This window comes from Klebsiella sp. NPDC088457, from assembly GCF_044900465.1.
In the GTDB taxonomy this organism is placed as follows: domain Bacteria; phylum Pseudomonadota; class Gammaproteobacteria; order Enterobacterales; family Enterobacteriaceae; genus Klebsiella.
Window position 1 is genome coordinate 5,237 of the sequence record NZ_JBJDNH010000031.1, and the last position, 18,154, is coordinate 23,390.

At 61.1% G+C, this 18,154-nt stretch carries 13 protein-coding genes; 6 read left to right on the top strand and 7 right to left on the bottom strand.

Annotated features, from left to right (window positions below; genetic code table 11):
- From ACI2JR_RS18865 to ACI2JR_RS18885, 5 genes are all read left to right on the top strand, one after another.
- Positions 1-555 (top strand): carbohydrate ABC transporter permease (locus ACI2JR_RS18865; protein WP_462479203.1); only part of this gene is annotated, 555 nt, incomplete at its 5' end.
- Positions 556-565: 10 nt separating this feature from the next.
- Entirely contained in the window at positions 566-1,390 is an 825-nt protein-coding gene (locus ACI2JR_RS18870) for a phosphodiesterase (protein ID WP_132730111.1), read from the top strand.
- 5 nt (positions 1,391-1,395) lie between these two features.
- The gene (locus ACI2JR_RS18875; RefSeq protein WP_462479204.1) at positions 1,396-2,469 is read left to right on the top strand and encodes an ABC transporter ATP-binding protein; all 1,074 of its coding nucleotides are present in this window, start codon (positions 1,396-1,398) and stop codon (positions 2,467-2,469) included.
- A complete protein-coding gene (locus ACI2JR_RS18880) occupies positions 2,462-3,766 on the top strand; it encodes an ABC transporter substrate-binding protein (RefSeq protein ID WP_462479205.1) in 1,305 nt (434 codons plus the stop codon). The genes ACI2JR_RS18875 and ACI2JR_RS18880 overlap by 8 nt, the downstream gene beginning before the upstream one ends.
- Before the next feature lie 392 nt (positions 3,767-4,158).
- Positions 4,159-4,917 (top strand): IclR family transcriptional regulator, encoded by a 759-nt coding sequence (locus ACI2JR_RS18885; RefSeq protein ID WP_462479206.1) that lies wholly within the window; start codon positions 4,159-4,161, stop codon positions 4,915-4,917.
- A gap of 3 nt (positions 4,918-4,920) precedes the next feature.
- On the opposite strand, the gene ACI2JR_RS18890 is transcribed toward ACI2JR_RS18885, so the two are convergent.
- The 7 genes from ACI2JR_RS18890 to iolD all read right to left on the bottom strand — a co-directional run bounded on the left by ACI2JR_RS18890 (position 4,921) and on the right by iolD (position 15,630).
- Positions 4,921-6,540, bottom strand: coding sequence for a glycoside hydrolase family 43 protein (locus ACI2JR_RS18890; RefSeq protein ID WP_462479207.1), 1,620 nt, complete (start codon positions 6,538-6,540; stop codon positions 4,921-4,923).
- Positions 6,541-6,553: 13 nt separating this feature from the next.
- On the bottom strand, positions 6,554-7,933 hold the full coding sequence (locus ACI2JR_RS18895) for a glycoside-pentoside-hexuronide (GPH):cation symporter (protein ID WP_462479208.1): 1,380 nt from the start codon (positions 7,931-7,933) through the stop codon (positions 6,554-6,556).
- 357 nt (positions 7,934-8,290) lie between these two features.
- The gene (locus tag ACI2JR_RS18900; protein WP_462479209.1) at positions 8,291-10,258 is read right to left on the bottom strand and encodes a YjhG/YagF family D-xylonate dehydratase; all 1,968 of its coding nucleotides are present in this window, start codon (positions 10,256-10,258) and stop codon (positions 8,291-8,293) included.
- A 14-nt stretch (positions 10,259-10,272) separates the two neighbouring features.
- On the bottom strand, positions 10,273-11,181 hold the full coding sequence (locus tag ACI2JR_RS18905) for a dihydrodipicolinate synthase family protein (RefSeq protein WP_462479210.1): 909 nt from the start codon (positions 11,179-11,181) through the stop codon (positions 10,273-10,275).
- Positions 11,182-11,602: 421 nt separating this feature from the next.
- Positions 11,603-12,502: a myo-inosose-2 dehydratase gene (gene iolE, locus ACI2JR_RS18910; protein ID WP_132730119.1), complete on the bottom strand. Its 900-nt coding sequence runs from the start codon at positions 12,500-12,502 to the stop codon at positions 11,603-11,605.
- A 126-nt stretch (positions 12,503-12,628) separates the two neighbouring features.
- The gene (locus ACI2JR_RS18915) at positions 12,629-13,642 is read right to left on the bottom strand and encodes a bifunctional inositol 2-dehydrogenase/D-chiro-inositol 1-dehydrogenase (protein ID WP_132730120.1); all 1,014 of its coding nucleotides are present in this window, start codon (positions 13,640-13,642) and stop codon (positions 12,629-12,631) included.
- Positions 13,643-13,689: 47 nt separating this feature from the next.
- Positions 13,690-15,630 (bottom strand): 3D-(3,5/4)-trihydroxycyclohexane-1,2-dione acylhydrolase (decyclizing), encoded by a 1,941-nt coding sequence (iolD, locus tag ACI2JR_RS18920; RefSeq protein ID WP_132730121.1) that lies wholly within the window; start codon positions 15,628-15,630, stop codon positions 13,690-13,692.
- 528 nt (positions 15,631-16,158) lie between these two features.
- Here iolD and iolC point away from each other — a divergent pair.
- Positions 16,159-18,072, top strand: coding sequence for a bifunctional 5-dehydro-2-deoxygluconokinase/5-dehydro-2-deoxyphosphogluconate aldolase (iolC, locus tag ACI2JR_RS18925; RefSeq protein ID WP_132730123.1), 1,914 nt, complete (start codon positions 16,159-16,161; stop codon positions 18,070-18,072).
- Positions 18,073-18,154: the final 82 nt, after the last annotated feature.

The following is an 18,154-nucleotide window of genomic DNA, read 5'->3' on the forward strand; positions in this document are numbered from 1 at the left end:
GGCTACGTCTTCGCCTGCCACGAGTTCCGCGGCAAGCAGACCCTGTTCCTGCTGTTTTTGGTCCAGCTGATGATCATGCCGGTGGTGATGATGGTGCCGAACATGCTGACCCTGAAAACCTTCGGCCTGCTCAACACCCTCACCGGGGTGATGATGCCCTACTTCACCTCGGCGTTCGGCGTGTTCCTGATGCGCCAGGCGTTCCTCGCCATCCCCAAAGAGCTGGAAGAAGCCGCCCTGATGGAGGGCTGCCGTTGGTGGCAGGTGCTGTTCCGCGTGCTGCTGCCGATGTCCTGGCCGTCGGTGCTGGCCTTCGCCACCGTCAGCATTACCTACCACTGGAACGAGTATCTGTGGCCGCTGATGATGCTCAACGATCCCGATAAGCAGGTGCTGACCGTGGGGCTGGTCTCCTTCGCCATGGGCGCCGAATCCGGCGGCCAGTGGGGCACCATCGGCGCCGGGACGCTGATGGTCTGCCTGCCGCTGATGCTGGCGTTCATCCTTTTCCAGAAACAGTTCCTGCGAAGCTTCGGCTTCTCCGGGATCAAATAAGGAGTTATCTATGCTGTTAGCCCAGATTTCCGATACCCATTTCCGCAGCCACGGGCAGAAGCTGTACGGCTTTATCGACGTCAACGCCGCCAACGCCGACGTGGTCTCCCAGCTCAACGCCCTGACGGAGCGCCCGGACGCGGTGGTGGTCAGCGGCGATATCGTCAACTGCGGCCGCCCGCAGGAGTACGAAGTTGCCCGCCAGATCCTCGGCAGCCTGAACTATCCGCTGTATCTGATCCCCGGCAACCACGACGATAAAGCACTGTTTCTCGAATACCTGCACCCGCTGTGCCCGCAGCTCGGCAGCGACCCGCAGAACGTGCATTACGCGGTGGACGACTTCGCCACCCGCCTGCTGTTTATCGACTCCAGCCGCGCCGGCACCTCCAGCGGCTGGCTGACGGATGAAACCATCAAATGGCTGGAGGCCCAGCTGTTCGACGGCGGAGATAAACCCGCCACGGTATTTATGCATCACCCGCCGCTGCCGCTGGGCAACGCCCAGATGGATCCCATCGCCTGCGAAAACGGCCATCGCCTGCTGGCGCTGGTGGAGCGCTTCCCTTCCCTGACCCGCATCTTCTGCGGGCATAACCACAGCCTGACCCTGACCCAGTATCGCCAGGCGATCGTCTCCACCATTCCGGGCACCGTCCATCAGGTGCCCTATTTCCACGAGGACCGCCGCCCGTACTACGACCTGTCGCCGGCGTCGTGCCTGATGCACCGCCAGGTGGGCGAGCAGTGGGTCAGCTACCAGCACCCGCTGACCCACCACGCCGGGCCGTGGCTATATGACGAAAACATCAGTTGCCCAACGGAAGAGCGCTAATCCTCATGCTTAGTTTGCAAAACATCAGTAAGCGTTTCGACGGCAAAGCGGCCCTCAACAATCTGTCGCTGGATATCCACGAAGGGGAGTTCGTGGTGCTGGTCGGCCCCTCCGGCTGCGGCAAAAGCACCCTGCTGCGCCTGCTCGCCGGGCTGGAGCCGGTGAGCGAGGGGGAAATCTGGCTGCACGACGAGAACATCACCGCCCTGTCGCCGCGCGAGCGCAACTTCGCGATGATCTTCCAGAACTACGCCCTGTTCCCGCACCTGTCGGTGCAGGACAACATCACCTTCGGCATGAAGGTGCGGAAAGAAGATAAGGCCAGCTGGCAGCCGCGGGTCGATAAAGTGGCGCAGATGCTGCAGCTGGAAACGCTGCTGGACCGCAGGCCGGCGAAGCTCTCCGGCGGCCAGCGCCAGCGGGTGGCGATGGCCCGCGCCATCGTGCGCAACCCGCGGCTGTTCCTGATGGACGAACCGCTCTCCAACCTCGACGCGCGCCTGCGCAGCGAAGTGCGCGACAGCATTATGGATCTCCACCAGCAGTTGAAAACCAGCACCGTCTACGTCACCCATGACCAGACCGAGGCGATGTCGATGGCCGACCGCATCGTAGTGATGAACGGCGGTCACGTCCAGCAGGTCGGGCGGCCGGAATACCTCTACGCCCATCCGGCCAACCTGTTCGTCGCCGGGTTTATCGGCTCGCCGGCGATGAACCTGCTGTCGCTGCCCTGCGCCGACGGCGAGGTGCGGCTCGGCGACCTGCGCCATCCGCTGCCGCCGCGCTATCGCGACGAATCCCGGGTCTGGTTCGGCATTCGTCCGGAACATATCAGCGATCGCGTGGAGGAGAGCCACCTGCGTCTCTCCGCCACCGTGCTGCAACGAGAACTGATGGGAGCCGATTACCTGCTCCACGTCAGCACCCCCATCGGCACCCTGCGCTTTAGCCGCCGCCATCGCGGCGCGGTGCCGGAGAAAGGCGACACGCTGACCCTCGGCTTTTCGCCCGCGGATATTCATCTTTTTCATGCTGAGCAACAGCACAATTTACTCCAGGAGATTGACCATGCTTAAAACCCTGACAGCCGTCGGGCTTGCGCTTGCCCTCTGCGGCACGGCGCTGGCGAAAGAGAAGATCGATTTCATGTTCCCGGCGCCGGTAGACGGCAAGCTGACCATGGAGATGACCCGCGTCATCAAAGCTTTTAACGATTCGCAGCAGGACGTCGAAGTGCGCGGCATCTTCACCGGCAACTACGACACCACCAAGATCAAAGCCGAATCGGCGCAGAAGGCCGGACAGCCGCCGGCGCTGGTGATCATGTCCGCCAACTTCACCACCGACCTGGCGCTGAAGGATGAGATCCTGCCGATGGACGAGCTGTTCCAGTATGGCGATCAAAAAGCGGGGGACTTCCTGGTCAACGAGTTCTGGCCGGCGATGCACAAGAACGCCCAGGTGATGGGCACCACCTGGGCTATTCCGTTCCATAACTCGACGCCGATCCTCTACTACAACAAAACCCTGTTCGAGCAGGCCGGGATCAAGCAGCCGCCGCAGACCTGGGCCGAGCTGCTGGCGGATGCCCAAAAGCTGACCGATGCGAGCAAAGGCCAGTGGGGGATCATGCTGCCGTCGACCAACGACGATTACGGCGGCTGGATCTTCTCGGCGCTGGTACGCGCCAACGGCGGGAAATACTTTAACGAAGACTACCCCGGCGAGGTCTACTACAACGCGCCGAGCACCATCGGGGCGCTGCGCTTCTGGCAGGATCTGATCTACAAAGACAAAGTGATGCCCTCCGGCGTCCTCAACTCGAAGCAGATCAGCGCCAGCTTCTTCTCCGGTAAGGTGGGAATGGCGATGCTCAGCACCGGCGCGCTGGGCTTTATGCGCGAGAACAGCAAAGATTTTGAGCTCGGGGTGGCGATGCTGCCGGCGAAAGAGCAGCGCGCGGTGCCGATCGGCGGCGCCAGCCTGGTGAGTTTCAAAGGCATTTCCGATACGCAGAAGAAAGCCGCCTATCAGTTCCTGACGTATCTGGTGAGCCCGCAGGTCAACGGCGAGTGGAGCCGTTTCACCGGCTACTTCTCGCCGCGCAAGGCCGCCTACGAGACGCCGGAAATGAAGGCCTATCTGCAGCAGGACCCGCGCGCGGCGATTGCTCTCGAGCAGCTGAAATACGCCCATCCGTGGTACTCCACCTGGGAGACCGTCGCCGTGCGTAAAGCGATGGAGAACCAGCTGGCGGCGGTGGTTAACGATGCCAAAGTGACGCCGGAAGCGGCGGTGCAGGCGGCGCAGAAAGAGGCCGACGCGCTGATGAAACCGTACGTCGACAAAACCGCCCTCGCTGAGGTGAAGTAAGCCCCCTTGTCGCTCCGGTGCCTCTCCCCGGTGGCGCTGCGCTTACCGGGGCTACACGGGATGTGGTAGCCCGGATAAGGCGCTGGCGCCGCCATCCGGGGGTTCCCGCCCGCGCCCGGATATATTCCCCGGTCGCGCTGCGCTTACCGGGGCTACACGGGATGTGGTAGCCCGGATAAGGCGCTGGCGCCGCCATCCGGGGGTTCCCGCCCGCGCCCGGATATATTCCCCGGTCGCGCTGCGCTTACCGGGGCTACAGTCGATGCCGCGCCGCCATCCGGGAACATGTTCCCTGAGGTGATATTGCGCGCCCTTTCCGCGCCAGCCGTTTGATTTTTCAGCGTAAAAAAGGTACTTTTTCACCTTCCCCCCAGCGTGAGCGGTCGTGCATTATGCCTATTATTCAGTCTGTTGAACGTGCGTTGACGATCCTCGACCTGTTTAACGAGCAGGCCACGGAACTCAAAATCACCGACATCAGCAAACGCATGGGCCTGAGTAAAAGCACCCTTCACTCGCTGCTCAAAACCTTACAGCTGCACGGCTATATCGACCAGAACCCGGAAAACGACAAATATCGCCTGGGCATGAAGCTGGTGGAGCGCGGCCATTTCGTGGTCGGCACCATGGATATTCGCCAGAAGGCGAAAAGCTGGCTGACGGATCTCTCGCAGCGCACCGGGCAGACCACCCACCTCGGCATTCTCGACGGCCACGAAGGCGTCTATATTGAGAAAATTGAAGGCAAGCTCGCCGCCATCGCCTACTCGCGCATCGGCCGCCGGCTGCCGATCCACGCGACGGCGATCGGCAAGGTGCTGATCGCCTGGCTCAGCGAGGCGGAGCTGCATACCCTGCTGGAAGGCTATCAGTACACGCCGTTTACCCCTGCGACCCTCACCTCCCGCGAGGCGCTGCTGGCGACGCTGGCCCGCACTCGCGCCCAGGGTTACGCCCTGGATAGCGAAGAGAACGAACAGGGGGTTCGCTGCGTGGCGGTGCCGGTGTGGAACCATGAATCCCGCGTCATCGCGGCGCTGAGCCTGTCGACGCTCACCTCCCGCGTCGATGACGACGAGCTCGCGCGCTATCGCGCTTTACTGGAAGAGGCCGGGCGCCAGCTGTCGAAAGCGCTGGGCTACCCGGCCTGAGGCTTACCCGACTACCGGCTCATAGCTGAAGTAGTCAAAATCGGCGTGGCAGCCGTCGCCGCTGATATCCTCGCAGTGCAGGCCGACAAAGGCGCCGGTAAAGAACCCGCGCCCGCCGATATAATCATCCGACAGCTTCCAGGCGGCATATTCCACCGGCACGCTGTGCCACGCCTCGCCGTCAAACGAGTAGCTGTAGCGATAGACGAGATGGTCGACATCGACCCGCAGCCACACGCTCTGCGCCGCGTCCGGCACCGCAATCGGCCGTTCGTGCAGCGGCCACGACGGCACGTTGTGGTCAAGCTGCAATACCTTAATGGTTCTGCCCTGCCCCTCTTCATAGTCAACGAAGCAGTAGCTCCAGTTTTTGCTGTTGTAATAGCAGGTTAACCCGGCGCTCTGCTGGAAGTTCTCCGGGGCAAACTCCATCCGCGTTTCGGCGCGAAAGGCAAAGTGCTGCCAGCGCCGCGCCACGGTGGACTGGGTAAAGGTGGAGTTGAGCGAATCGTTGCCGTACAGGCGCAAAAAGCCCGGCCGCGCGCTGAGGGAACCCAACGTGTCGTCAAACGGAATACGCAGGGTCTGCAGCTGCGGATTGAGCGCCGGGCCGCTAAACTCATCCCGCCAGCTCTCGTCAGCGACGACGCGACTTTCGGCCATTTGCGGCCCCGGCACGCTCAGCTGGGCGTGTTTGCCCCCTGCCACCGACGGCCAGCCGTCGTGCCAGTTGATGCGCGCAATCCCGGTTTCCCGCCCCAGCGAACAGTAGCCGCGCCCGCCGGAGGCCAGCAGCGGCACGCCGGGTAAGCGCTGCGGGCGGCTGGTGAGATAGGCCATATACCACTCCCCGGTGTGGGTCTCCAGCAGCGACCCGTGGCCGCTCTTCTGCAGCGGGTTCTCCGGCAGATGCCAGCTGGTCATCAGCGTCCCGTCCGGGTGCAGTTCGTACGGCCCGTCGATATTTTTCGCTCTGAGCACCACCACCGCGTGCTCGTAGCTGGTGCCGCCCTCGGCGACCAGCAGGTAGTACCAGCCGTCCTTGTGATAAAGGTGCGCCCCTTCGGTGTAGCGCAGCGCCGTGCCGGTAAACAGGGTTTTGCGCGTCTTCGCCAGGCTCCGGGTCTGCGGGAAATACTCCTGCAGCACGATGGTGCAGTGCGGGTCGCTGTGGTGGCGCGGCCCCCACGGCCGGTAAATATAGTATTTGCGCCCATCGCTATCGTGGAACAGCGACGGGTCGAAGCCGCCGTTGCCCATCGCAATCGGCTCGCTCCACGGCCCTTCGATCGACGGCGCGGTAACCAGATAGTTGCGGCCGTTTTTCCACGGCGAATCAACGATTTTCACATCGGTATACAGCAGCCAGAACAGCCCGTCGGCGTAGCTCAGGCACGGCGCCCAGATGCCGCCGGAGTCAGGGTTGCCTTTCATGTCCAGCATCGACACGCGATCCAGCGGCGTGCTCACCAGCGACCAGTTTTTCAAATCCCGCGAGTGGTAAATGCGCACGCCCGGAAACCACTCGAAGGTGGAGGTGGCGATGTAGTAATCCTCTCCCTGACGGCACAGCGACGGGTCCGGGTTAAAGCCGGTGAGAATCGGGTTAGTAATGGTGTACATATTGGCCTCCTCGTTAGTTGGACGTCGCGGCGGCGACGGCAGGCACATCCTCTTCCTGCTCCGCGCGGTGCTTGCGTAATTGCTGACTGATGGCCTCAACCCGGGCATCGCTCAGTTTGTAGAGTGAGAGCATGATGAACATGCCGACGTAGAGCACCACCGGCACCACGCAGAACAGAATTTTGATAGTGGTTAAGACCGCCACCGGCTGCACGCTGCTGCTGGCGGAGTAGTTTACGTAGGCCAGGATCCAGCCCACCACCGCGCCGCCAATGGCCAGACCGATCTTCAGGCTGAACAGATAGGTGGAGAACACCAGCCCGTCGAGACGGCGGCCGCTGCGGCTCTCTTCGTAGTCAACCACGTCGGAGGCCATCAGCCACTGCAGCGGCGTGGTGGTGTTAAAGACGAACAGGAAGAGGATATTGAGCGCGAAAATCAGCGCAATGTACTCCACCGGGGTGACAAAAATCAGCAGGCTGATCAGGGAATAGACCACGATAATCGCTTTAAAAGCCTTCACCCGGTCGAAGCGGCCCAGCAGGCGCGAAGAGGCCAGCGAACCGAACATGGTGGCAATGCTGCCGTAGAGCAGAAACTGCATCGCCAGTTCCGGATGGTCCATGACGTATTTCACGAAGTACAGCGTCGCCCCGCCGCGCACCACGTTGGAGCAGGTCGCCATCATTTTGAAAGTACACATGATTCGCCACTGGGTGTTGCCGAGCAGCAGCCGGAGATCTTTCGCCACCGACGACCCCGGCTGCACCTCGAAGGTGTAGCGCTCTTTGGTGGTAAAGAAGCAGACGTACAGCAGCACCACGCCGGTCAGCCCCAGGACGCACATCGCGCCAAAATAGCCCACCTGCTCATTGCCTTTGCCGATGATATTCACCAGCGGCAGCGCAATCCCGCTGATCGCCAGCGAGCCCGCCGCGGCGAGGAAAAAGCGCCACGACTGCAGCGCATGGCGCGCTTTCGGGTCGGCGGTAATAACCCCCGGCATCGCGCAATAGGGCACGTTGACGAAGGTGTAGACCAGCGTCAGCAGGATGTAGGTCACGCAGGCATAGATGATTTTGCCCTGCGCGGAGAAGTCCGGCGTGTAGAAGGTGAGCATGCAGACGACGCCAAACGGAATCGCCCCCCACAGCAGGAACGGGCGGAACTGTCCGTGACGAGTGCGGGTGCGGTCCACCAGCAGGCCCATCAGCGGATCGGTGACGGCATCGAGCACGCGGGAAACTAAAAACAGCGTCCCCATGATGCCTGCGGACAGGCCGAACACATCGGTGTAGAAATAGGCCAGCAGAAACATCGTCGCCTGCCAGACGAAGCCGCAGGCGGTGTCACCCAGCCCGTAACCGATTTTATCTTTCATGGTTAATTGCATATTTATCCCCAACCCCAGAGAGTGGATATGGTGCAAACGTCAGGGACCTGAAAAGGGCAATAAATAGCCGCTGCGGCGTCAGGAATACACCCATGATGCGTGTGCTGAATTCACGTATTCGTGTTAATTGAGTGTAAGAAGTTGTTCCTTTTTACAGCAATGGTCATTTTTTATTTATGAATTATGTTATTTGGTTTTTGTGATTACCGTCGGGATTAACCACAAAATAGGGTTAATATTTTTATCTTTTATTTTTAGCGAGTTATGAAATGTATAAAACGCGAGAAATACGCTTATTTCAGGCGCGAAAAAGCCGCCTGCGAAATATTTTCCGCAGGCGAAAAAATCTATTTCTTATTACAGTCCGAGCGCTTTTTTACCGGCGTTAATCACCTCAATAATTTTATCGGTGTCATATATACAGCCTTTCCATGTGCCGCCGCTGACCGACTGCAGCGCCGCCCACAGGCGGGTATCGTCGGGTAAACAATCATGAGCGTGCAAATCGGGATGCGGCTGTCGCGCCGCTAATTCCGCCGCCCCCTCTTCCGCCGTCAGCCGCCGCTGCGCCGTGCCGATGAAATTAACGCTGCCGGTTAAGGCGAGACGATCGACCGCGATCTCAATGATGTCGCCATCGCGCAGCTTGCCGATGGGCCCACCCGCCAGCGCCTCGGGGGCGACATGGCCGAAACAGGCGCCGGTCGACACCCCGGAGAAACGGGCGTCGGTGATCAGCGATACCGTTTTCCCCCACGAGACGTGCTTCAACGCCGAGGTGAGCTGGTAAGTCTCTTCCATGCCGGTGCCGGACGGCCCGCCGCCGATCACCACCATAATATCGCCCTGCGCGATCTCGCCGTTTTTGATCGCCCCGATCGCCCGCGCTTCCGAGACAAACACCCGCGCCCGCCCGGTATGGCGATACACGCCGTCGTCGTCCACTACGGAGGGATCGATCGCCGTGGCTTTGATCACCGATCCTTCCGGGGCAATATTGCCCACCGGGAAGGCCACCGTTGAGGTCAATCCTTTGGCTTTCGCCCGCGCCGGCGGGAGGATCACATCATCCGGATCGACGCCGTCCTGTTCGCGCAGACACTGGCGGAATTTCTCGCGCCGCCCGGAGGTTTGCCACCAGTCGAGGTTTTCCCCCACCGTCTGGCCGGTCACCGTCATCGCATCCAGATGCAGCAGGCCCAGATCGCGCAGGTGCAACATCACTTCCGGCACCCCGCCGGCGAGGAACGCCCGCACCGTCGGGTGGTAGTCCGGCCCGTTCGGCAGCACGCTGACCAGCCGCGGGACTTTGCGGTTAATCCGCGTCCAGTGGGCAACGTCAGGGATCGTGCAGCCCGCCGCATGGGCGATGGCGGGAATGTGCAGCAGCAGGTTGGTCGAGCCGCCGAACGCCGCGTGGATCACCATCGCATTTTCGATCGCCTTATCGGTCAGGATATCGCGGGTGGTGATGCCGCGATTATCCAGCTCGCTGACCGCCCTTGCCGACTGGCGCGAGATTTCCAGCCATACCTGCTGCCCCGACGGCGCCAGCGCCGAATGCGGCAGCGCCAGGCCGAGCGCCTCCGCGACCACCTGCGAGGTGCCCGCCGTGCCTAAAAACTGGCAGCCGCCCCCCGGCGAAGCGCAGGCGCGGCAGCCCAGCTCGGCGGCCTCCTGCAGCGACAGTTCGTGGTTGGCGTAGCGCGCGCCGATGGTCTGCACTTTTCCGGCGTCTTCGCCGAAGGTCGGCGGCAGCGTCGCCCCGCCGGGCACCAGAATGGTCGGCAGATCGTGCATCGCCGCCAGGGCGATCATCGTCGCCGGCAGACCTTTGTCGCAGGTGGCGACGCCAATTACCGCCCGCCGCGTCGGCAGTGAGCGGATTAGCCGGCGAAACACGATCGCCGCGTCGTTGCGGTACGGCAGGGAGTCGAACATCCCGTGGGTGCCCTGGGAGCGCCCGTCGCACGGGTCGCTGACGAAGGCGGCAAACGGAATGCCGCCGTTGCGGGTGATCTCTTTCGCCGCCGCCTGCATCTGCAGGCCAATCTCCCAGTGGCCGGTGTGGTAACCCAGCGCCACCGGGCGACCGTCGCCGGCGCGAATCCCGCCCTGGGTGCCGATAATCAGCACCTCTTTTCCGGTGAGCTTATTGGCATCCCAGCCCATGCCGGCGTTTTGCGTCATCCCGAACAGATTGCCGCTCGGCGACTCCATCAGCATCTGCGGCGTCAGCGGCAGCGCCCCCTGCGGGCCGGCCGCATGGGTGACGACCGCATAAAAGTCCGCGTCCTGGGGGGTAAAAATCTTCTCTATCGCCATCTTATTTTTCCGGTTCAGCAGAGTCTGAGCTGTTGCAGCAGCGTGGTAAGCCGCGCCTTTTTCGCCGCATCCAGCGGGGAGGCCGGAGGCAGCACGTGCGTTGAGATCGGCCGGCCGCACAGCACGATCGCCTCTTTAATCACATTAACGAACGGCGTATCCAGCTGATAGATCTGCGGGATTTGCAGCAGCGTTTGATGATAGCGCGCCGCCTGCGCCAGATCGCCGTCGCGGAAGGCCTGCAGCAGCTTAACCGATAGCTGCGGCGCAAAGTTGCCGCTGGCCGAGATCGCTCCGTCGCCGCCCAGCAGCAGGGTGTTAAACAGATGGTCATCGTAGCCGCACAGCACCGAGAAGTGCGGGTGCGCCGATTTGACCGTCGCGATCATGCTGCGCAGATGGGCCACCGAGTCGATGGTGTCTTTGATGCCGACGATATTGCGCCGCGAATCCGCGAGGGTTTTCACCAGCTCGGGAGTCAGGTCCTGCCCGCTCAGGGCCGGGAAGTTATACAGCACCACCGGCAGGGTGACGCTGTCCGCCACCTGCTGGAAGTAGCGCAGCAGGTTGGGCTCAGAGACTTGCCAGTAATAGGGGTTAATCACCACGATACCGTCGGCGCCGACCTCCTGGGCGTGCTGGCTGAGTTCGATGGTTTCCCGGGCGTTGGTGCCGCCGGTGCCAATCAGCACCGGCACCCGACGATCCACGTGGGCGACGGCAAAGGCGGCGATGGTTTTGCGCTCGTCGGCGTTGAGCTGAGAGAACTCCCCGCCGCTGCCGAGGAAGAACAGGCCATCGACGCCAGCGGCGATCATATCGTCGATCAGCGCGGCGGTGCCCGCTTTATCGAACTGGCCGTCGGCGGTGAAAACGGTGGAGACAGGCGGAATAATCCCCGAGAACTGCACGGTTTGCTGCATGAGATCTCCTTGCTGAATCATTTTGTTCTACATTATAGAACAGTGTTCTTTTATTTAACGATCATACTATGCCGCCAGCAAAGAGAAGGTAAATGACAAGCCCGCCGGAAGTGCGCGTTTTTCAAACTGGATCACAGAATGGCACACCTGCCCGCCAATCAGCTGCCCGGGGAACACCCCGGATCGCGGCGTCAACGCGCCTGTCCGGCCCCCCACTCTGCTCCGGCCATAGTCCCGGTAAGCTCAGCGCCAGCGGATTGCAGGGGACGGTGTAAGCGAGCGTATTCCGCCGTTTGGCGTGGCCGGAAGGAGAAGCGCCGTGCGGGATGGCTTGCCGGGGCGATTGGCCTGGCATTGACGGAACGGGAGATGTGGAAAAAAGCAGGCCACAACGCGGTGCGGCCTGCAAGTGGATCAACGATTAGATTCCTGCCGTTTCACGAATATATTTACGCGCTTTGAGGGCGTATTCGAAGGGGTTGGCCAGCGCCGGATCCTGCTCGGCCTCCACCACCATCCAGCCTTTGTAACCAAAATCATCCAGCACCTTGAACACCGGGCGGAAGTCGATCACTCCGTCGCCGGGAACGGTGAAGGTGCCTTTTTTCACGCCGTCGAGGAACGACAGCCCTTCGCGACGCACCTGTTCAATCACCGGTGGGCGCACGTCTTTCAGGTGCACATGGTTGATACGCGGCAGGTATTTTTTGAGGATCGCCAGCATCTGCTCTTCGCCGCCTTCGGAGTACCAGGCATGGCCGGTGTCGTACAGCAGGAAGACGCCGTCATCCACCAGCGACATAAATTTATCGATCTCTTCCGTCGTTTGAACGCCGGTGCCCATGTGATGGTGCAGGCAAACCTGCATCCCTTTTTCAGCGGCCAGACGGCCCAGGGTGTTGTAGCCTTCCGCTACCCGCTGCCACTCTTCTTCGCTGAAGCAGGGCTTCGCTTCGCCCAGAATCGGCTTCTCCAGCCCCTGGATACTGCCGCTCTGCTCGGAGCAGCCAATCACTTTCGCCCCCATCGCATGCAGGAAATTCATGTGATTCACAAACTCATCGATGGTCTTTTCCCGCTGCCCGTTGGCAAAAAAGGTGCTGAACCAGGCGTTGCAAATTTGGATGCCGCGAATATCGAGCATCGGCTTCAGCACCGCCGGATCGCGCGGGTATTTGCTGCCCACTTCGCTGCCGCTAAACCCCGCCAGCGCCATTTCGCTGACAATTTGCTGGAAGGTATTTTCACTGCCCAGCTCCGGCATATCATCGTTGGTCCAGCCAATCGGGGCGATGGCCAGTTTGACATTCTCTTTGTTCATAAGATTGCTCCTGCCGCCGCATCCTGACGACGCGGCTATTCATAGTCGAGAGGCTCACGCTTGCCGCCGTCGGCCGGTTTACCGGACGACGCGCGAGCGTTTACCGTTCCATAAGCAAGGGGGGATTTAACGCCGGTAGAACGCCGGACACTCCGGCAGCGTCACCTCGACCGGTCCGCTGCTCTCCTGCGCCTGCAGGCAGGCGTCGGCCGCTACGGAGGCCGCATAGCCATCCCAGGCCGACGGGCCGTGCAGCTGGCCGGCTTTCACGTCATTGATAAAGGCCTGCAGCTCCACGTCGTAGGCCTTGATAAAGCGGTCTTTCCAGTCGGTGAGGATCGCCGTCGACAGGTTGGCGCTTTTACGCATCTGAATCGCTGACGGTTCCGGCAGCCGGGCAATCCCCGTTTCTCCCACCACTTCACACTGAATGTCGTAGCCGTACTGGCAGTTGACGAAGACTTCCACGTCGATCAGGGTGCCCTTGCGCGTTTCGAAGGAGACAATCTGCGGATCTCGCAGGCGCGCATGGGTATGGGAAGTGGAACGCGGAAAGCGTACCTGTACCGAGCGATAGTCGTCGTTAAGCAGCCAGCGCAGCACGTCCAGCTCGTGGATCAGGGTGTTGGTGATCGCCATATCGGTGGTGTAGTTCTCACCTACCGACTGATTGCGGTGCGCGCAATGCAGCATCAGCGGCGCGCCGATGTCGCCATCATCGATGACTTTTTTCAGCGCCAGATAGCCTTCATCATAAGGGCGCATAAAGCCAACCTGCACCAGACGACGGCCGGCTTTCATTTCGGCGTCCACGATGCGGCGGCAGCCTTCGGCGCTCAACGCCAGCGGCTTTTCGCAGAATACCGGTTTACCGGCGGCGATGGCGGCGAGGGTATACTCCTCATGCGTCGGGTCCCATGAGGTCACCAGAATGGCATCCACGTCGCTGGCGTTAATGACGTCATGCCCGTCGGTGTAGATTTCCGCCTGCACGCCCGGCAAGGCAACCGCCGCGCGCGCGCTGTCCGCATTGATATCCGACACCGCCACCACGGTGGCCCCCTGTAAGACCTGGGTACAACGCCGGATATGTTCTTTACCGATGGCGCCAGCGCCGATGACACCTAGCTTGAGTGACATAGTGGTTTTCTCCGTGATTCTGTAGGGTTCAAGGTGAGCATTCTGTTCTAGTAATCTCGCGCTTCAGCGCGTTTTTCATTAATCATTTCAGCCACTTTGCGAATACGTTCCGACAGTGCCGCCTGGGCGATACCGACGTTCCACCAGCTGCCGTACGAGTGGACCATGGTTTTCGGCAGCACTTTAATATCGATCAGGGTGCTGACCGTTTCGCGGCGCGCGGCATCCAGGGCATGGCGCAGTTCATCGAGGGTGGTGACGCGCCAGGTTTTGCAGCCGTAGCCGGCGGCGATGGTGGCGAAATCGACCGGTATCAGCCCGCCCTGCAACTGCCCGTCTTCCGCCGAGCGATAGCGGAACTCGGTACCGAAGCTGCCCATACCGTGGCCAATCTGCAGGTTGTTAATACAGCCGTTGGCCATGTTGTCGAGCAGCACGATGTTGATCTTCGCCCGCTCCTGCAACGAGGTGACCAGCTCGGAGTGCAGCATCATGAAGGAGCCATCCCCCACCAGCGAATAGACCTCGGTTTGCGGCTGCGCCAGCTTCACCCCCAGCGCGGCATTCACTTCATAACCCATGCAGGAGTAACCGTATTCCACGTGGTAGGTGTTGGGCGCCCGGTTGCGCCAGACGCGTTGCAGATCTCCGGGTAAGCTGCCCGCCGCCGCCACGATCACCGCGTCGGCCGGGAGCGTGTCATTAAGTACGCCGAGCACGCTGCTCTGGGTCAGCGTGGAGTCGGTGATCTGGCGGAATTCGCGATACACCGACTCGCGATCGAGAGCATCATCGACTTCCGGGACGAAACTCTTTTCCTGCCATACGGCCTGATAGACGCGCTGCGTCTCTTTCAGCTGGCGACTTTGCACGCTGTCAATCTGCGCCCCCCAGTTCGCCTGCCAGCCGTCGTCCGCCAGCGCGCCGTCCAGCGCGGTCAGCGCTTCGCGGGCATCGGCCAGCAGCGGAATCCCGTCGAGCTTCCAGGCATCGAAGTTGCTGACGTTGACGTTCAGGAAGCGCACGCCAGGGTGCTGGAACAGCCATTTAGAGGAGGTGGTGAAATCGCTAAAACGGGTGCCGATACCGATGATCAAATCGGCCTCTTTTGCCAGCAGGTTCGCGGCCAGGCAGCCGGTTTCGCCGACGCCGCCGACGTTCAGCGGATGGGAGGAGACCACCGTCCCTTTCCCGGCCTGGGTTTCTGCAAAGGGAATGCCGTAGCGTTCCGCGAAGCGGGACAGCGCTTCCCCGGCACCGGCATATTTCACTCCGCCGCCGCAAATAATCAGCGGCTTGCGGCTGGCCTTAATCGCCGCCACCGCATCCGCCAGCTGGGCGGCGCTGGCCGGGCGGCGATCGAGACGATGCACGCGGCGAACAAAGAACGACTCCGGGTAATCCCAGGCTTCGCCCTGCACATCCTGCGGCAGACAGAGAGTGACGGCGCCGGTTTCCGCCGGATCGGTGAGGACCCGCATGGCGTTAATGCAGGCGCTCATCAGCTGTTCCGGGCGCGTCACGCGATCCCAGTATTTGCTCACCGCCCGGAAGGCGTCGTTGGTGCTGATGCTGAGGTCATAGCTCTGCTCAACCTGCTGCAGCACCGGGTCCGGCTGCCGGCTCGCAAACACGTCGCCGGGCAGCAGCAGCAGAGGAATGCGGTTGGCGGTGGCCGTCGCCGCGGCGGTAATCATATTGGCCGCGCCCGGGCCGACGGAAGAGGTGCAGGCAATGATCTGCCGGCGCAGAGACTGGCGAGCGAAACCGGTGGCCGCATGCGCCATCCCCTGTTCGTTACGCCCCTGGAAGACCCGCATTTCGCCGCTATCCTGTTCCAGCGCCTGGCCCATCCCCAGCACGTTGCCGTGGCCAAAGATGGCGAAAATACCCTTGACGAATTTATGCTCTTCGCCGTCGACGTCCAGAAACTGGTTATCAAGGAATTTTACCAGCGCCTGCGCCATGGTCAGTCTCAGTTTGCCCATCTTGCACAATCCTTATTGTTCAGTATTTGTGTGTGGGTTAGCGCGTTTTCCCTGCGCAGCAACGCTTGTCACGGCGGCGGGAAATCGTTAACGTCCACTGGAATACTTCTGGATTATAGGCAAACAATTTTTTCATTAAACATAAATACAGAAAAAACATTTCATTTTGCGAGAAGGATCAAACTCTCCCTTCATTTCATGCGTTTCACGGGCCGCCGCCCGCAGATAGCCCGCCGCGTCGGGCCGGCCATAGCTGATATATCCTCTTAAAAATCATGTATAAAGCGCTAACCTGTCGTCCCCTTTCACCCCAGGGACGCTAGCGACCCGTCGTCCTTAGTCTCATGAGGCCTGGCGCGGCAGAGTGGTAGATCCCTCACACTTTTGGTTTTTTAATTTCGATCCAATTTGCAAATGAAATATTTATTTCTCAAACTAGGGGTAACCGTTCACCTCAGGCTGTTTGTGGAGGTCCCGTCGGCATCCCGACCCTTCCGTACAGCAGATATGCAAAAGGAAATCCTAGCTATGAATGCAGCAGTAAAGCGGCTTGATGTCATCTGTATTGGCCGGGTGGCAGTCGACCTCTACGCCCAGCAGATCGGCGCGAGGCTGGAAGACGTTGCCAGTTTCTCTAAATATCTGGGCGGCTCCTCCGGCAACGTGGCCTTTGGCACCGCCATTCAGGGATTAAAATCCGCGATGCTGGCTCGCGTCGGCGATGAGCACAATGGCCGTTTTTTGCGTGAAACGCTCAGCCGGGCGGGGGTCGATACCGAATACCTGATTACGGATAAACAGCGCCTCACCGCGCTGGTGATGCTGGGGATCAAAGACCAGGAAACCTTCCCGCTCATTTTTTACCGTGATAACTGCGCCGACATGGCGCTGGCGCCTGAGGATATTGCTGAGGAGTACATCGCCTCTTCCCGTGCGCTGGCGGTCACCGGCACCCATCTTTCTCATGCCAGTACCCGCGCGGCGGTGCTGAAGGCGCTGGAATACGCCCGCCGTCACGGCCTGCGCACCGCGCTGGATATCGATTACCGTCCGGTGCTGTGGGGCTTAACTTCGCTGGGCGACGGTGAAACGCGTTTCATCGAATCCGGTCAGGTCACCAGCCAGCTGCAGGAAGTGCTACATTTATTCGATTTAGTGGTCGGTACGGAAGAAGAGTTTCATATTGCCGGCGGCAGCACCGACACCCTGACCGCGCTGAAAAACGTGCGTCATGCCACCCAGGCGACGCTGGTGTGTAAACGGGGTCCGATGGGCTGCGTGGTGCTGGAAGGCGACATTCCCGATAGCTGGGACAGCGTCCCGCTGCAGCAGGGCGTACGGGTCGAGGTGCTCAATGTGCTGGGCGCGGGCGACGCCTTTATGTCCGGCCTGCTGCGCGGCTGGCTGAATGATGAAGGCTGGGAGCAGGCCTGCCGCTATGCGAACGCCTGCGGCGCGCTGGTGGTTTCGCGCCACGGCTGTGCGCCGGCGATGCCGACCCGGGTCGAGTTAGATGACTATCTGCTGCGGGCGGAATCCGTTCCGCGTCCGGATATTGATGCGCGTCTGAACCATTTACACCGCGTCACCAGCCGCCGCCAGCAGTGGCCGGAGCTGTGCATTTTCGCTTTTGACCACCGTAAGCAGCTGGCGGATCTGGTCCAGGAAACCGGGCGCGATGAGAGCTGCATCCCGCAGCTCAAGCTGCTGCTGCTGGCCGCGGCGGAAGCCGCCGCGCAAGAGGCGGGCCTCGAGCAGCGAAGCGGCATTCTCTCTGACGGCACCTACGGTCAGCGGGCGCTGAACGCGATTACCGGCAAAGGCTGGTGGATCGGTCGCCCGATTGAGCTACCCGGCTCCCGACCGCTGCGCCTGGAACACGGCAATATTGGCTCTCAGCTGATCGACTGGCCGCTGGAGCAGGTGGTGAAATGTCTGGTCTTCTATCACCCGGCCGATCCGGCTCCGCTGCGGGCTGAACAGGATGCGCTGCTGCTGGAGGTCTGGCAGGCCTGCAACAAGTCCGGGCACGAGCTGCTGGTGGAAGTGATCCTCCCGGAAAACGGCCCGGACAAAGACGAGCGCCATTACTACACGATGCTGGAACATTTTTACCAGCTCGGCATCCAGCCAGACTGGTGGAAGCTGCCGCCGCTCTCCAGCGCCAGCTGGGAAAAAATCAGCGCCCTGATCGAACGCGAAGATCGCTGGTGCCGCGGGATCCTGATCCTTGGCCTCGACGCCCCTTCCGATCGTCTGCGCGCCGGTTTTGCCGAGGCCGCCGGCCACCCGATCATCAAAGGTTTCGCCGTGGGACGCACCATCTTCGGCCAGCCTTCCCGCCGCTGGATGCAGGGCGAACTGAGCGACGAAGCGCTGATCGATGAGGTGAAACGTAACTACCTGACCCTTATCGACTACTGGCGCGAAGCCCGCGGTTAACCCTGATAAAGCCCGCCCCGCCCCCCTGGGGCGGGTTTTTTACGCTTTCTTCGTGAAATGAATCGCGTATTTCATCGCAATA

Excerpts from the sequence above, each read along its gene's own strand:
- ACI2JR_RS18875 (WP_462479204.1), top strand. The coding sequence starts at position 1,396 with ATGCTTAGTTTGCAAAACATCAGTAAGCGTTTCGACGGCAAAGCGGCC.
- iolC (WP_132730123.1), top strand. The coding sequence starts at position 16,159 with ATGAATGCAGCAGTAAAGCGGCTTGATGTCATCTGTATTGGCCGGGTG.
- ACI2JR_RS18895 (WP_462479208.1), bottom strand. The coding sequence starts at position 7,933 with ATGCAATTAACCATGAAAGATAAAATCGGTTACGGGCTGGGTGACACC.
- iolD (WP_132730121.1), bottom strand. The coding sequence starts at position 15,630 with ATGGGCAAACTGAGACTGACCATGGCGCAGGCGCTGGTAAAATTCCTT.
- ACI2JR_RS18905 (WP_462479210.1), bottom strand. The coding sequence starts at position 11,181 with ATGCAGCAAACCGTGCAGTTCTCGGGGATTATTCCGCCTGTCTCCACC.
- ACI2JR_RS18870 (WP_132730111.1), top strand. The coding sequence starts at position 566 with ATGCTGTTAGCCCAGATTTCCGATACCCATTTCCGCAGCCACGGGCAG.
- ACI2JR_RS18885 (WP_462479206.1), top strand. The coding sequence starts at position 4,159 with ATGCCTATTATTCAGTCTGTTGAACGTGCGTTGACGATCCTCGACCTG.
- ACI2JR_RS18900 (WP_462479209.1), bottom strand. The coding sequence starts at position 10,258 with ATGGCGATAGAGAAGATTTTTACCCCCCAGGACGCGGACTTTTATGCG.
- iolE (WP_132730119.1), bottom strand. The coding sequence starts at position 12,502 with ATGAACAAAGAGAATGTCAAACTGGCCATCGCCCCGATTGGCTGGACC.
- ACI2JR_RS18880 (WP_462479205.1), top strand. The coding sequence starts at position 2,462 with ATGCTTAAAACCCTGACAGCCGTCGGGCTTGCGCTTGCCCTCTGCGGC.
- ACI2JR_RS18890 (WP_462479207.1), bottom strand. The coding sequence starts at position 6,540 with ATGTACACCATTACTAACCCGATTCTCACCGGCTTTAACCCGGACCCG.
- ACI2JR_RS18915 (WP_132730120.1), bottom strand. The coding sequence starts at position 13,642 with ATGTCACTCAAGCTAGGTGTCATCGGCGCTGGCGCCATCGGTAAAGAA.